The organism is Cupriavidus sp. 09_S30 (assembly GCF_056930435.1).
The window spans coordinates 1,431,529-1,446,510 of sequence record NZ_JBXOWI010000002.1; the positions used below are offsets into that span (position 1 = coordinate 1,431,529).

The following is a 14,982-nucleotide window of genomic DNA, read 5'->3' on the forward strand; positions in this document are numbered from 1 at the left end:
CCTGCGCAGAAGCCGCCGACAGAACCTGAAGTCCACAGAAATGAATCCGACTATCCTCATCGTACCCGGCCTGCGTGATCACGTGGCGGAGCACTGGCAAACGCTGTTGGAAGCGAAATTGCCAAACGCGGTTTCCGTGCCGCCACTGGATCGGGACAAATTGAGTCGCGCGGCCCGCGTTGCCGCGCTTGACGCGGTATTGGGCCAGATCGAGGGCCCTGTGATCCTGGTCGCGCATAGCGCCGGTGTCATGACCACCGTGCATTGGGCAAGTCAGCACTACCGCCCGATCCACGGTGCTTTGCTTGCTACGCCCCCTGACCTTGAAACGCCTTTGCCATCAGGACATACCTCTCGGGATGAACTGGAGCGAAATGGCTGGCTGCCGATACCCCGCAAGGCGCTGCCGTTCCCGAGCATTGTCGCGGCCAGCCGCAATGACCCGCTGGCGCGCTTCGTTCGTGTTTCGGAGATGGCAGCGGATTGGGGCAGCCGCTTCGTTGACCTGGGCGAAGTCGGCCATCTCAACCCCGCCGCGGGGTTCGGCGAATGGCCACGCGCGCAGGACCTGATCCGCGAAATGCTCTGAACAACGAGAGAAGGGAAGCCCGACAAGACGTGAATTCCTTTCCGACATAGAAGGCTCTACGCGAAGTTTCGCGCATCGGCCTGTATGCGAATACCTCGCCAAGGATGGTCCGGTCCGCAGACGGCTGAGGCCAAGTGTTATCGCAACGTTCCTCCCACACATCCAACGAAGGAGACAACCATGCAATTCCTTGATGATTCCCTGCTCCCCGAGAACCAGGAACCCTTGGTCATTCAGGTGGCGCCATACGGTCCGCAGTGGCTGCCCAGCGACTCGGACGACATCCCCGTGAGCATGGACGAGCAGGTGCAGAAAGCGGTCGATTGCTACAACGCTGGCGCCACCGTGCTGCACGTGCACGTGCGCGAGGCCGATGGCAAAGGCAGCAAGCGGCTGTCCATGTTCAACGAACTGCTGGCCCGGCTGCGCGAAGCCGTACCAAAGATGATTCTGCAGGTGGGCGGCTCCATTTCCTTTGCGCCAGAGAACGATGGCGCAGCCGCCAAGTGGCTGAGCGACGATACGCGCCACATGCTGGCCGACCTTAGCCCCAAGCCGGACCAGGTGACGATTGTGGTCAACAGCGCCACGATGAATGTCACCGAGTTGCATCCCCCGGAGGAATACGCGGGCACCTCCATGGCCGAGCCGGCGATGTACGAGGCGTACCGCAACATGTCCTACGAGGCCGGGCCTGTGTTCGTGGAAGAGCATCTCAAGCGCCTGCAAGCCGCCGGCATCCAGCCGCATTTCATGGTCGGCCAGATCGCCAAGATGGAATCCATCGAGCGGTTGATTCGCCGAGGCATCTACAAAGGGCCGCTGCTGGTGAACTGGGTGCAGCTCGGCGGGGGTTCCGAAGGGCCGAATCCGCGCAACCTGCTGGAAATGGCCAACCGCTTGCCCGACAACGCGGTCTTCACGGTCGAGTCCTTTATGCGCTACGTCCATCCGCTGACCACAATGGCGATCGCGATGGGCTTCCACGTGCGCTGCGGCATTGAAGACACGCTGTGGGGCCGCAAGGGAGAGCGTATGACGTCCGTACAGCAGGTGGAGCGCATGGTGAACATGTCGCGCAGCCTGTACCGCGACGTGGCCACTGCCGACGAGGCGCGCCGCATCTATCGCATTGGCGAGCAGTACCAGACGGTGGATGAAACGCTGCGCAAGGTTGGCTACCTGCCCAACCGCCGGGAGAACGAGCGCGGCCAGCCCGCCTGGGCCGTGGCGTAACGCAACGGCTTCACACGCACAAGAAAGGAGACAACCATGATGAAGCGCCTTTTAGGGAGCAGGGGCGCGCGAACCCTGCTCTGCACGATGTCACTCTTCATCGGGACGGGCGGCGCCCACGCCTGGACTACCAAGCCCGTGCGGGTCATCGTGCCGGCTGTTGCGGGCGGCTCGATGGATATCGTGGCCCGCGTTCTGTCCGACCAGCTCTCCAAGGACGTTGGAGCGCCGTTCTTCGTGGAAAACAAGCGCGGAGCGGGTGGCAACGTCGCCATGGCGGCCCTGCTGTCGTCGCCCGCCGATGGCCAGACCATTGTGGTTGCCTTCGACAACATCCTCACGGAGATCCCGCATGTCATCAAGCAGAACTTCTCCACCGTAAAGGACATCCGGCCGGTGGCGGCATTCGCGCGCTCCGCCTTCGTGCTGGTGGGCAACACGGCGCTTCCACCCAAGGACTTCAAGGGCCTGATTGCCTATCTGAAGGCCAACCCGCAACAGGATTCGTTTGCCTCCTATGCGGTGGGATCGGCCTCTCATTACGCGGGGGTGATGCTGGGCAGCCAGGCAGGGCTCCAGCTCAACCATGTGCCGTTCGTCGGCTCGCCCCCTGCGCTGGTCCAGGTCATGGGCGGGCAGACGCCCATCATGGTGGATGGTCTTCTCACCTCGCTGCCCTTGATTCGCGGCGGCAAACTCAGGCCCTATGCCGTCATTGCTCCGCACCGCTTGGCCAGCCTGCCCGACGTGCCGACCTTTACCGAACTGGGATACCCCGACATCAATCAGTTCAGCAACCAGGCCGTGGCTATCGTTGCGGCCGGGGTGTCACCGGAACTGTCGGAGAGGATCCGCGCTGCAGTCTACAAGGCCGCATCGGCCCCATCGGTGCAGAAAAAGCTGGCCGAGCTGGGCCTCGAGCCCATGCAGCCCCAGTCGATCGAGGCTTTGGAAAAGGCCGAAAAGGAGGGCTTCGACAGGATCGGGAAGATCATCAAGGATTTCAAGGTCAACCTGAACTGAATGCATTGGCTTGCCGAAACCCACACCGACTATGCGAATGGACGATGGGTTTCGGCAGGCCTGTCGTGCCCGAGGAGTAGACGATCCAGAGCGGATGATCAAACGTCACGTGCTCGACTGTCTGTCTCCTCTTTGGTAATGCACAAACACGATTCCTTGCCCTGAATGCTCACGCCGATCAGATTGCCGATCCCCCATTCGGGCTGATAATCTGACCGACCAGATAGTGGGTGTCTGCCAAGTGCAATACAGTCTGTGCGTACTCCTCAGCGGTCCCGAAACGACCGAGTGGGACACCTTGCCACAGGCGATTACGAGCTTCTTCCCCCGCCTTCTCAAGATACCGTTCAAAGTCTGGTGTCATGATGCCGCCAGGTGCCACGGCGTTGACGTAGATGTTTGCACCGGCAACTTCCGACGCAACCGACTTCGTGAACGCAATGACGGCGCCCTTCGAAGCACAGTAATGCGGCGAGTGGATGCTCCAGTCGGTATAGCCTGCGACGGACGAGATATTGATGATCCGCCCATCACGTTGCGGCTCCATCAGTTTGAGCGCCTCCCTGGTGCAGTAGAACACGCCATTGACGTTGACGTCCCAATAGCGGTTCCACTCTTCATCACTCATATTGCTGGTGAACTGCAGGGACTGGCGCGGGACGGGCGTGCTGATGTAGGCGTAGTGCTTTGCCCGGCGGGCGTCATCTGCCGGACGCGATGGGGTGACCGCGGCATTGTTCACCAGGATATGCACCGTACCGAACTGCTCGGCAACCTCCTTGAACATATTCCTGACTTCCTGGCTGGATGCCACGTTGGCTCGCTTGCCATAGGCCTTGCCGCCGGCAGCCTGGATTCGGTCGACAACTGCCTGAATTCTGGCTTCATCACAAACGTCATTCACAATGACGGTGGCGCCCTCGGCTGCGAGGGTTCGGCTAATGGCCTGGCCAAGGCCGCCAGCGGCACCAGTGACGACAGCTACACGACTATTGAGTTTCATAGGTCCCTATCTCCATTGAATGGTTGTCTCCTGGGGGGCTTGACCACCGCCGTTCAGCGCTGAATGCCGTCCGGTTCGGTGTTGGACTCCACTGTAGGCTTCCCATGCGGTCGACTTTTCGGATTACGCGCCGTAGTTTTTCGTTTGTGCGCCACACCGAGTAAACGCTAAGGACGTTGGCGAGGACGATTGGCTCGCATCCAAAACAAAGACAGAGTGGAGCGACAGTGGCCGAATCCATGGTCCGTGCGAGAGCACTGAGCGCTATCTTCGGGTGGGCAGGGCGGGGCCGGAATCGATTGTGCTGGACGTGAGAAAGACCATTCATCGTCTGCGGCCGATCGAACAAGCAACCGTCGAGCAGGTCGCACTCCATCTGCATCTGAGCGTGAGAACCATGCAGCGCCAGCTTGAGACAGCGGTGTACGAATTTCTCGAATCTGGTCGAGGAGGTGCGTCAGGGGCTTGCCGTACGCTATCTCACGAATCAGCGTTTCCCCAATAGGGCGGGCAGTGGTTCAGGGCGCGTTTCGGCACGACACCTCGCGCATGGCGAGGCACGCAGATGAAATGGCTATGAGTTCCGGTGAATGGCGCTCGACGGGCGGAGCAAGCGGCGAGGTGGCTGACGAATGTACAGTCGGCTGCGACCATCGAATGACCGTTCGTCGCAGCTCTCCGGCCACTCGAGCGCGAGTGGCCGGATGCCCGCTTCTCGGTCGGCTCGGTCATCGAAAATCCGGGGACGACTGACCCAAACTGGCCGGCAAGGGACCCTTCGCCGGCCAGGCACCTGGTTACACTTCGGTTTGCTCTGCCATTTCGAGCGCGTCGTCCACTTCAATGCCAAGGTAGCGCACTGTGCTTTCAAGCTTGGTATGCCCGAGAAGCAGTTGAACGGCCCGCAGATTCTTCGTACGGCGGTAGATCAGTGATGCCTTGGTGCGTCGGATGGAATGAGTTCCGTAGGCTGAGTCGTCCAGGCCAATGGACGCGACCCAGTGATGGACAATCCGCGCGTACTGTCGAGTCGAAAGGTGCGGTGACGCGTGCAAGCGGCTCGGAAAGAGATAGTCGGACAGCTTGAGTCCACGAGCATAAATCCAACATTGGACGCTCTCGCGAGTCTGTTCGGTGATCTCAAACTGTACCGGACGCTGAGTCTTCTGTTGCATCACCGTTGCGCGAGTACCAACCTGACTGCCTGCGCAGATGTCCTGCACGCGCAGGCGGGTTAGGTCACACGCGCGCAGCTTGCTGTCAATGGCAAGGTTGAACATCGCCAGTTCGCGAACGTTCGATGTGAGCTGAAGCCGGGTTCGAATCGCCCATATCTCGTTCAGCTTCAATGGAGGCTTCTGGCCCGTCAGCCTTCCTTTGTTCCATGGAACTTGGCGACTCGGGTAGAGAGGGACAGTTTCCATGATGGTCTCCTTTCAGGTGAAGGGTAAACCGAGTCTGCGCCTTCGTCCCGCCAAGAGGCGTGGAGTGCTCAGTGAACATTGTCCGATGCGCCCGCGCTCATGGATCATGAACTGTCGTGTTTGATGCGCATCGCCCGAAGGGGGCAAGTCTGCGTTGTCAGTATTCGAGACTGCATGAACTTGTCCTGATCTTCCGATGCTGGCCTGGCGGGACTCCAGAACGGTCATTCAACGGTCCAGGTTCGACCCTTTATAGGTAGTCAGGGTCGAAGGGCAGAGTCGGCCAAGGGGCAGCCGGTCGCTCCGGGCAAGCCAAGCGACCGGTGTTCGCAGAGGAGCGGACATCCGAACTGAGTGCCAATCAAGTCCAATTAGCGCTGCTCGCCCAAGTGCGGTAGCAGCTCGTCGAACTCGGGCCCGGACAGGACATCCCGCGGCCACCCGCTCAGCCTGCAGCCATTGCCATCAGATGATTGCCGAATTGTTCCCGCAAACGATTCTTCAGAATCTTGCCTGTCGCACCCAAAGGAATGGTATCCACGAAGATCACATCGTCCGGCGTCCACCATTTGGCGATCTTGCCCTCATAGAAGGCGAGCAGTTCGTCCCGGGTAAGATCCGCTTGCGGCTTCCTGGCCACGATCAGCAGCGGGCGCTCATCCCATTTTGCGTGCTTCGCGGCGATGCATGCGGCCTGGAAAACGGCCGGATGCGCCATCGCGATGTTCTCCAGGTCAATTGAGCCAATCCATTCGCCGCCTGATTTGATCACGTCCTTGCTGCGATCGGTGATCTGCATGAAGCCATCGACGTCAATGGTGGCGACATCGCCGGTCGGGAACCAGCTCTGTGCTTCGTCATCGAGCTGTAGCGGATTTCCGCCTTCGCTCCGGAAGTACTCACGGACCACCCACGGCCCGCGCACCAATAGGTCACCGGACGCCACGCCATCCCAAGGCAACTCGCGTCCGTCCGCGCCGACGATTTTCATGTCGACGCCGAACAGCACACGGCCCTGTTTCGACTGGACGGTGAGACGGTCTTTGTAGCTCATCTCCCAGTGTTTGGGTTTCATCGAGCAAACGGTCCCGATCGGGCTCAGCTCGGTCATCCCCCAAGCGTGCAGCACGGCCACACCGTACTCGTCCTGAAACTTGCGCAACATGGCAGGTGGGCAGGCCGCGCCACCAATGATGGTGCGCGCCATGCTCGAGAATTCCTGGCCTGTCTGCTCCAGGTGGTTCAGCAGGCCTTGCCAGACTGTCGGGACTCCTGCGGAGAGCGTGACCTGCTCGGCGTTGAGCAGTTCGTACAGCGATTTGCCATCCAGTGCCGGTCCGGGGAAGACCAGCTTGGCCCCGACCATGCACGCAATGTACGGAAGGCCCCAGGCATTGACGTGAAACATCGGCACGACCGGCAAGATCACGTCGCGCGCCGAACAATTCAGCGCATCCGGCAGCGCAGCCGCGTAGGTGTGCAGCAGCGATGAGCGGTGGCTGTATAGGACGCCTTTGGGGTTGCCAGTCGTCCCAGAGGTGTAGCACAGCGTACTGGCGCTTTCTTCGTCAAGGAGCGGCCACACGTACTCGGGCGAGCCTTGCTCGATCAGATCTTCGTAGCAAAGGAGGTCGATGCCGGCGTCATGCGGCATGTGGGCGCGGTCGGTCATCGCGATGAACGCCTTGGCCGTCTTGCAGCGGCTGGCGACGGCCTTGATCAGCGGCAGGAAGGTCAGGTCGAAGAAGATGTACTGGTCTTCGGCGTGGTTCGCGATATAAGCGACCTGATCCTCGTGCAGGCGCGGATTGATGGTATGAAGGATGGCTCCCATCCCTGAGACGCCATAGTAGAGCTCCATGTGGCGATAGCCATTCCATGCCAGCGTGCCAATGCGGTCAGACGGCTTGACTCCAAGGGCGGTCAGCGCACCGGCCATCTGGCGCGCGCGGCGGTGGCAGTCCCGGAACGTGTAGCGATGGATATCGCCCTCCACCCGCCGCGACACGATCTCCGTATCGCCATGATGCCGGTCCGCGTGCACGATGAGAGAGGAGATCAACAACTGCTTTTGCATCATCAGGCCATTCATGGCGTCATTCCGTTTCTGCTGCTGTCTGCCAGCCCGAGACTCTGGCGGCAAAGGGCTCCAGGCTGCGGAATGGGGGTTGCGCTGTCAGGTCTGGCGACCGTCGTTCAGGCTGGTCAGGTGCGATGCCACAGTTCGCTGCTGGTCATGATGAGGCGAGCAGCAGGCGTGGTACCGGTTTTGGATGAGGATGAACCCTTGGCCGCATCGCTGGCGGCGAAATGAGAGACAGCCAAGGATCAATCGTCCGGCTGTTGCGGGAAGCCGCGGTGATCCCGCGGTGCCCTTGGACGGTGCTTAGTTGAACGCCGTGAGATCCTTCGGCGCGATGTCATGCTTATCGCAATAGGCGAGGTAGCGCTGCAAAGCGGTCTTCCAGTTCTCGATGGCCAACACCTTGTCGTTCTCGTCGACAAACACAAGGTCGCCAGTCACGATCACGAGCGTCTCGACGTAGCCGCCAGTGCCTTCTGTGCTGACGACTTCAGGTGTGTGCGTTGAGGCCGCTGTCTCGTAAACCAGGCTGCCGGGCCCTGCGACCCAGTCGTGCTCCTTGTACTTCCACTTTCCCTCCATCGTGTACACGATGACCGTGCCGGTATGGTGGTGCTTGGGAAGCTGCATGTCGATCGGTGCCTTCATCCGCACGATCCATTCGCCTCGGACCGGGTCAAGCTTGAAGTATTTCAGAAGAACGTTATCTGCATAGGGCGTGAAGGGAACCCAAGGCAGCGATTCGCCATCGATGACTGCAGTATCGACTTGTTGGTAAAGCATAACTGTCTCCATTGATTTGGTATAAGACGGCATTTCAATACGCCGCATGAGGCAACGCACGTGCGGCTTGGCGCCCCACATCCTCGCAACTGATCAGGGTGAGGTGCTGTTGCTGCCCGCCATAGCTTGGCGGGCGGATTTCTCAAGGTTTCCCCAGCGGGACTGTCTGGATCAGGACAGAGGAGCGCCTGTCAGCGTCGCGCGAAGCATCTTGCGCGGCGCATTGCCATAATCCGCCACGGCATAGTGTTGGCACAGCAGGTTGTCCCACATTGCCACGGTGTTGTCGCGCCATTTCAGGCGCACTTGGTATTCAGGAATCGCGGCTTGGGAGCACAGGTAGTACATCAGGTGCTGTGACTCGGGCATGAAGTCCTGGCCGTAGCGAATGTCCGTGAAGTTGAAATAATTCACGAAGTGGGTGGTGAATACCGAATTGACAAAGAGAACCTTTTCGCTGGTTTCCGGGTGGGTCAGAACGACGGGGTGCTCGGCGCCGGGGTTCTTTTCTGCGGCGGCGCGGCGCTCCTCCTTCGGATACTGGGCCAGGAAGCAATGCTCGGCGCTGTGCTTGGCGTACAGGCCGTCAATTCGCTGCTTGATGGCCTCGGGCAGGCGTTCATAGGCCATTACCATGTTGGACCAGATGGTGTCGCCGCCGTTTTCCGGTCCCATTTCGCGCCGCAGGACTGCACCACGCGGAGGGGCCTTCTTGAAGGTCACGTCCGAATGCCACAGGTTCTCGCGGCTGGCCTTCTCGACAAAACTCTGTTTGGTCGGATCAAGATTCCGATAGAGCATCAGCAGCTTGTTGGCATCCGGATGGCTTGGCGCAAGTGGGTGCGCTTCCAGTTCGCTGAACTGCGCGGCGAAGTTCTGCTGCTCCATGGGGGTGATGTCCTGATCGCGGAAGAACAGCACCTTGTGTTTCAGCCACAGCGCACGGATTTCAGCGATGAGGTCAGGATCCTGGGCGGCGTCGGCCAGGCTGATGTTGCTGAGTTCAGCGCCGATGGCTGGCGTGCAAAGCTCCACCTTGATCGAATGTTGACGCACCGATGGCCGGATGATGGCTGGTGCCGTGGGGGGAATTTGTGTGGCCCTGTTCTGCGCCGTAGTTGTTGCTGTCATAGTTGTCTCCAATCTCAGTCTGTGCCGCTTGATCAATCCACTTGGATGCAGCTATGTTAGGTTTTGTCGCCGCCTGGATGATTAGCCCGCTGGGCCAATTACTTAGCAAATTGGGACAGGCGCGGCAGAGAGCACCGGCTCAGAGCGCCTATGCAACGGCGGAGTCTCGTTTCGAACGGGGGATTCGGGAAGGCGTGATCCCGGTTCGGCGTCTCTACGATTCGATTTGCGCGGTCGGCGTTGTTAGTTGCCACCGCAGACTACCGGCAATGGAACCATGGGCAGGGGGCTGCGGGGCAATGAAATAGCGACGCGGACACCTGCCAAGTGAGGTCATCCGCGGTTCAGTCCGGGTCTGGACCTCGCCGTTCTCTGCCTATAGTCGGCCGCCCAATCCGATGGGGTTTTGCCGAACCCTCGGCGGAACCAGCGGGAGAAGTCGCCTGCGGTGGAGAAGCCAAGCAGTTCGGCAACTTCATATAGCTTGCGCCTGCTGTTGGCGAGGTATTCCTCGGCGAGTTCCAAGCGCACGGCATTGATGATCGTTGTCACGCTCTCGCCGCTGCGTGCCAGTTGCCGGTTGAGTGTGCGCCGGTTGATACCCAGATGCTGGGAGATTCGCTCGACCGAACAAAGTCCAGCCGGTAACAACATCTTGATGACTTCACGCGCCCGCTGGGTCGGGTCGTCTTCCAGGCTGGCCAACTGTACGTCAAGCAACCGCTTCACTTCTCGACTGAGCTCGGGGACGGCCGCTGGAATTGGCATGTCCAGCTCGCGGCGTCGACAGATGATCGCATTGCATTCCTTGGAAAATTCGATGTTGGTCCCGAGCACGCGGTGATGAACATCGAGGCTGGCGGGGGCCTCATGTTTAAAGCTGATCGACACGGGGCGAAAGGTATTCCGTGACAAGACTGTAAAGTTCCGTAGCGCAATGCCCACCGACTGCTCGACGGCCTGGCGCCAGACGCCAGGGCGCCGGAAATCCACGAACAGCATTGCGAGATCCCCGGCATCCTCGAGCCGCAATTGCACCCCGTCGTTGTGCAGTCGCAGGTACCGGGCTGAGGCCAGCATTGCGGCACGTAGAGTGGGTTCCTCGCGCAGGACCAGGGCCAGCACGCCTAGGTTCGCCAGGCTTCTCTTTTCTGCCAGCAGCAGGCCAAATGCCTCCTGGCCGGACAGGCGGGCTGACTCTTCCAGCAGCCAGCCGACCGAATCGGCACTGATCATGAGGTTGGGATCCTCCAGCGCTTTGGCCGGTATCTTCGCCAGCCGCAACATGCGGAACGGATCCAGACCGACTGCTCGGGCAATGTGTTCGTAGTCGGTGAGCGCGGCCGCCCTGGTCAAAATGTGCCCGTCTGCAGCCATGTCCCAACCTCCTAAGAATTTGTCCCAACTTGCTTAGTATAGTTGCGGCCTTCGCAGCTACCTTAGTCGTTGAAACCCTGAAACGGAGGAAGACAATGACTAAGGGCACAGCAGCTCACTGCGATAGGGTCGACACTTGGGCACCGGCGAATGCCGACGATCCGCAAGCGTTCAACCACTGCTTCGCCGAGGTGAACGGCGTCCGCATGCACTACGTTGACGAGGGGGACGGTCCCCTGGTGATCCTGCTTCATGGCTTTCCCTACCTGTGGTACATGTGGCGGCGCCAGATCCCGGCTCTGGTCAACGCCGGCTATCGGGTCGTAGTTCCCGACCAGCGGGGATTTGGCCAAAGCGACCGGCCCGATGCGATCGAAGCCTATGACATCAGTCAGGCAGTTGGCGACATGGTCGGGCTGATGCAGGCCCTGGGTGAGACGTCCGCCGTGATCGTCGGGCACGACCTGGGTGCCTGGGTTGCGCAGGCGGCTTCCATGCTGAGGCCGGATCTGTTTCGTGCCCTCGCCATGCTCAATACCCCGATACCGCCACGAGGCAAGGTAAAACCCAGCGTCGGCTGGCAGGCCATGGCCAAGGGCAAGGGATTTCACTACCTGTACTTCCAGCAGGTCGGCAAGCCCGACCGCGAATTGTCCGCCGATACGCGAAAGACGCTGCGTAGCATGTTCTACTCGATTTCCGGGAGCGCCGCCGGTGCCGAACGCTGGCGCGTGCTCTTCGATTCGAACGAGGGCATTCTTAGCTCCGTCACTGAGCCGAAGGAATTCCCCGAGTGGTTGAGCGCTCGCGCGCTGGACTACTACGTGGACGAATATACCCGCACCGGGTTTACCGGCGCCTTGAACTACTACCGCTGTCGCGACCGGAACTGGGAAATCACGGCCTTCCTCGATGGCGCTGTGGTGCGCCAGCCGAGCATGTTCATTGGCGGTGCAGCCGACCCTTCCCTTGAGCTGGTGCGCAATCAATATGACCAACTTGACGCGTATCTGCCCGGGCTGCGAAAAAAAGTCCTGCTCTCCGGCGTGGGCCACAGTGCCGCGGAGGAAAGCGTAGAGCAAGTCAACGAATTGCTCCTCGAATTCTTGGGGCAGCTAGAGGACGGAGCGTCGGGAAGCCTGGCCTGACTGAGAGACCGATCTGCGTTGCCGGGGGCGCGACGGAATCGCAAGGGCAAGTTCGTCCTTGCCGTCAATCGATTGACGTCCGGCGCCTCGATGCAGTCTCGGTGCGGCTCCTCTCTTTCAACGGGCCTCCTCTGTCGGAGGAAGCCCTCAATTGCACTGATTGAACGCCCAAGGCTCCTCCGAGGAGCCGGGCAACCGTTGGCAAGTCGGCCACTGTGCCGCGCGCGCAACGACCACAAAGAAAGCTACGGACAGATAGCTTCAGCAGCAGCCAAAGAATGGAGACAGTACTGTGGCACTCAATATTCCGCAAACAACATGCTACCAAGGTGAGCAACCACGCCTATCCCGTGGCTATATATGCGTCATCTTCGCACTGACCTTCGGCCTGATCCTGTCCGACTATATGTCGCGGCAGGTACTGAACGCAGTCTTTCCCCAGATCAAGGCCGAATGGGGGTTGTCCGACACCCAGCTTGGCACGCTCAGTGGCATCGTCTCACTGGCAGTCGGCCTGCTGGCTTTCCCATTATCGTTGGCCGCGGACCGATGGGGACGGGTGCGAAGCGTCATTGCCATGGCGGCGATCTGGAGCGTCGCGACCCTGCTCTGTGGCCTGTCGCACAACTACTTCACCTTGCTGTCGGCGCGCTTTCTCGTCGGCGTTGGGGAAGCCGCCTATGCCGGCGTCGGCTTGGCCATCCTCATCAGCATCTTTCCGCCGCGGTACACGTCTACGGTCACCGGCACATTCATGGCCGGCGGCATGGTCGGCTCGGTAATGGGGATCGGGATGGGCGGTGCACTGGCAAGCCAGTTCGGCTGGCGGAGTGCCTTCGTCGGCATGGCAGTCTTTGGCATTGTCCTGACCCTCCTTTATATGCTGGTCGCCACTCCCTCACGAATTGAAGGGGAGACTGGCGGCTCTGCTGGCAATCAGTCGACTGCACGGTCGCCCATCAGGCATGTGCTAAGAGACCTGTTCTCATCCCCCACTCTGATTTGCGTCTATATCGGCAGCGGCCTGCAGCTATTCATCAACGGCGGCATGCTTGCCTGGTTGCCGAGCTTCCTGAATCGAGCCTATGACATGCCACTGAGCAAGGCGGGTGGGGTCGCCGCGATCTTTGTCCTTTGCGGTGCATGTGGCATGCCGCTTTGCGGCGCGCTGGTCGATCGTGTGGGCCGCGATTCGCCGCGACGGAAGATGCTTCTGACCATCGCTTTCAACCTGGCCTGCGGAGTACTGCTCTTTACAGCCTTTCAGCTTCCTACCGGAACCGCCCAACTGGTACTCATTGCCCTGGGCCTGTTCTTCGCCGCAGGCATTGTGGGGCCGGGCACCACCATGGTCGCGAACTTGACGCCCAAGGCGATTCACAGTACCGCCATAGCGACGCTCGCCTTGGCCTGCAACGTCCTCGGCCTGGCGCCAGGCTCCATCGTCACCGGAGCACTGGCAGATCGATTGGGGCTGGTGCCGGCGCTGCAGCTATTGCCAATCGCCGGGATCGCGTCGGCTGTCGTCCTGTTGATAGGCGTGCGATTTCTGCGCGGCGACCGGTGACTTACATCCCAATGACAGCGCAGCAGGACCATCGAAGGCGGGGCGCGTCAGCCACAAGCTGGCGGTCGAGGCGAAGAACTGCCCATGGTCCCTCGCGTCGAGTCGTTCCCCATAGGCCGGGCGGGATGCGGTGGCAGCCCATCGGTGCTGCCTCGCGGAACAAGTCCTGCACGCAGCCGCCGTTGCGGCTGAGGCCAACACGCCAACCCAGAAGCCGGGGAAGCAATTCCCCGGTTCCGCTTTGTGACTGATTCACTTCCGGATAAGGCTTGTCAAGCTTGCTGATACTACGCGGAAACCCACGAACGGCGACCCTCCCCGGAGCTTTCACCATGGCGGCGATCGCTGCGGGATTGTCGATGCTTGGGCAATTTGCCATCGCGACCTATCTGCCTGCCTTCGCGGTCATGAGCGATGCCTTGCACGCAAGCACCGCACAGGTCCAGCAGTCGCTCGCCGCCTATCTGCTTCCTTTCGCGCTGATGATGCCGTGGCACGGGGCCATCTCCGACGCCGTAGGCCGTCGACGGATGATTCTGCTCGGCTGCGCGCTGTTCACACTCGGCTCCCTGATCTGCGCGGGCGCCACTGGCATTGCGACGCTTTACGCTGGGCGGGTATTGCAGGGTGTCAGTGCCGGCATCGGCGTCATCGTTGGCCGGGCAATGGTCCGCGACGTCTTTGACGGTATGCAGGCCCAGAAGGTCATGGCACTTGTCGCGATGATCTTCGCGCTGGCTCCAGCCCTGGCACCGGTCTGCGGTGGCTGGCTATTGCTTTGGATAGGGTGGCGCAGCATCTTTGTCTTCCTGGCGCTGGTGTCTGCATTGCTCTTCGCCACTTGCTGGCTATGGGTGCCAGAGACCTTGCCGCCGGCGCGCCGGCATCCACTTCACCCTGTGCTGCTGGCGCGCAGCTATGGAGCCATGCTGACGCATTGGCGCTTCATCGCGCTGGCGCTCGCGAACGCCGGCGTCAACCTCGCGATCTACGTCTACATCTTTGCCGCTCCGCGCTTCGTTACCCAACATCTCGGTCTTGGTGCGCAGTCATTCGGCTGGCTGTTCATCCCGATCGTTGCCGGGATCATGCTAGGTGCGCTCGTGTCGCATCGCATCGCCGGCCAGACAAGCCCCGAGCGAAGTGTGATGCTTGGGCACGCTGTCATGCTGCTGGCCGGCGCATTCAATATTGCGGTCACCACTCTGCATGCCCCGGCATTGCCGTGGGCGCTGATGGCCCTGCCAGTCTTTGCTGCCGGCATGACCATGACGCAGTCGAGCCTACAATTGCTGGCGCTGGACTGCTTCCCTGAGCGGCGCGGGCTGGCATCGAGTGGCTATTTTACGGTGCAGCAGTTTGGCAATTTCCTTCTGTCGGCGCTGCTGGTTCCGCTGCTGATGGACTCGACCGTCAAGATGGCGCTCTGCATGGCTGGGCTGCAGTTGCTGGGTCTCGTCATGTTCGTGGCGGCGGAACGCAGCAGGGTGGCTGTTGTTTCTCCGCAAAGTTGAGCGCCTTTGATGCCGGGATGACGGTCACTATTGCAACCTGTCAATCGGCAGTGCCATTCGATCGCGCTCGGCGGCACAAGCGGCGCTGACGGCCGAGAAGTGTG

The 14,982-nt window shown here is 60.6% G+C and carries 12 protein-coding genes and 1 pseudogene; 6 read left to right on the forward strand and 7 right to left on the reverse strand.

The annotated features are described in order from the left end of the window. The first annotated feature begins 40 nt into the window (after positions 1 to 40). From AC1Z3O_RS26495 to AC1Z3O_RS26505, 3 genes are all read left to right on the forward strand, one after another. Complete coding sequence (locus AC1Z3O_RS26495) at positions 41 to 589, forward strand: RBBP9/YdeN family alpha/beta hydrolase (protein ID WP_483522010.1); 549 nt, start codon at positions 41 to 43, stop codon at positions 587 to 589. A 180-nt stretch (positions 590 to 769) separates the two neighbouring features. After that, a complete protein-coding gene (locus tag AC1Z3O_RS26500; RefSeq protein WP_483519047.1) occupies positions 770 to 1,825 on the forward strand; it encodes a beta-keto acid cleavage family enzyme in 1,056 nt (351 codons plus the stop codon). Between the two features lie 36 nt (positions 1,826 to 1,861). After that, positions 1,862 to 2,848: a Bug family tripartite tricarboxylate transporter substrate binding protein gene (locus AC1Z3O_RS26505; RefSeq protein WP_483519049.1), complete on the forward strand. Its 987-nt coding sequence runs from the start codon at positions 1,862 to 1,864 to the stop codon at positions 2,846 to 2,848. 31 nt (positions 2,849 to 2,879) lie between these two features. On the opposite strand, the pseudogene AC1Z3O_RS26510 reads toward AC1Z3O_RS26505, so the two are convergent. The 7 genes and pseudogenes from AC1Z3O_RS26510 to AC1Z3O_RS26540 all read right to left on the reverse strand — a co-directional run. Then, positions 2,880 to 2,966 (reverse strand): annotated as a pseudogene (locus tag AC1Z3O_RS26510) (AMP-binding protein); the annotation flags it as partial. A 60-nt stretch (positions 2,967 to 3,026) separates the two neighbouring features. Then, on the reverse strand, positions 3,027 to 3,851 hold the full coding sequence (locus AC1Z3O_RS26515; protein WP_483519051.1) for an SDR family NAD(P)-dependent oxidoreductase: 825 nt from the start codon (positions 3,849 to 3,851) through the stop codon (positions 3,027 to 3,029). Positions 3,852 to 4,648: 797 nt separating this feature from the next. Beyond that, positions 4,649 to 5,275: a tyrosine-type recombinase/integrase gene (locus AC1Z3O_RS26520; RefSeq protein WP_483519053.1), complete on the reverse strand. Its 627-nt coding sequence runs from the start codon at positions 5,273 to 5,275 to the stop codon at positions 4,649 to 4,651. A gap of 445 nt (positions 5,276 to 5,720) precedes the next feature. Beyond that, on the reverse strand, positions 5,721 to 7,367 hold the full coding sequence (locus AC1Z3O_RS26525; RefSeq protein WP_483519055.1) for a 3-(methylthio)propionyl-CoA ligase: 1,647 nt from the start codon (positions 7,365 to 7,367) through the stop codon (positions 5,721 to 5,723). Positions 7,368 to 7,661: 294 nt separating this feature from the next. After that, positions 7,662 to 8,141 carry a 2,4'-dihydroxyacetophenone dioxygenase family protein gene (locus AC1Z3O_RS26530; RefSeq protein WP_483519057.1) on the reverse strand — a complete coding sequence of 160 codons (480 nt, stop codon included), beginning with the start codon at positions 8,139 to 8,141 and terminating at the stop codon, positions 7,662 to 7,664. A 171-nt stretch (positions 8,142 to 8,312) separates the two neighbouring features. Continuing rightward, positions 8,313 to 9,272 (reverse strand): TauD/TfdA dioxygenase family protein, encoded by a 960-nt coding sequence (locus tag AC1Z3O_RS26535; RefSeq protein ID WP_483519058.1) that lies wholly within the window; start codon positions 9,270 to 9,272, stop codon positions 8,313 to 8,315. Positions 9,273 to 9,605: 333 nt separating this feature from the next. Next, the gene (locus tag AC1Z3O_RS26540) at positions 9,606 to 10,649 is read right to left on the reverse strand and encodes an AraC family transcriptional regulator (protein ID WP_483519059.1); all 1,044 of its coding nucleotides are present in this window, start codon (positions 10,647 to 10,649) and stop codon (positions 9,606 to 9,608) included. Positions 10,650 to 10,744: 95 nt separating this feature from the next. Here AC1Z3O_RS26540 and AC1Z3O_RS26545 point away from each other — a divergent pair, with 95 nt between their 5' ends. From AC1Z3O_RS26545 to AC1Z3O_RS26555, 3 genes are all read left to right on the forward strand, one after another. Continuing rightward, positions 10,745 to 11,797: an alpha/beta fold hydrolase gene (locus AC1Z3O_RS26545; protein WP_483519061.1), complete on the forward strand. Its 1,053-nt coding sequence runs from the start codon at positions 10,745 to 10,747 to the stop codon at positions 11,795 to 11,797. A 292-nt stretch (positions 11,798 to 12,089) separates the two neighbouring features. Beyond that, positions 12,090 to 13,364: an MFS transporter gene (locus AC1Z3O_RS26550; RefSeq protein ID WP_483519062.1), complete on the forward strand. Its 1,275-nt coding sequence runs from the start codon at positions 12,090 to 12,092 to the stop codon at positions 13,362 to 13,364. Positions 13,365 to 13,696: 332 nt separating this feature from the next. After that, positions 13,697 to 14,878, forward strand: coding sequence for a multidrug effflux MFS transporter (locus AC1Z3O_RS26555; protein WP_483519064.1), 1,182 nt, complete (start codon positions 13,697 to 13,699; stop codon positions 14,876 to 14,878). The last annotated feature ends 104 nt before the right edge of the window (positions 14,879 to 14,982 follow it).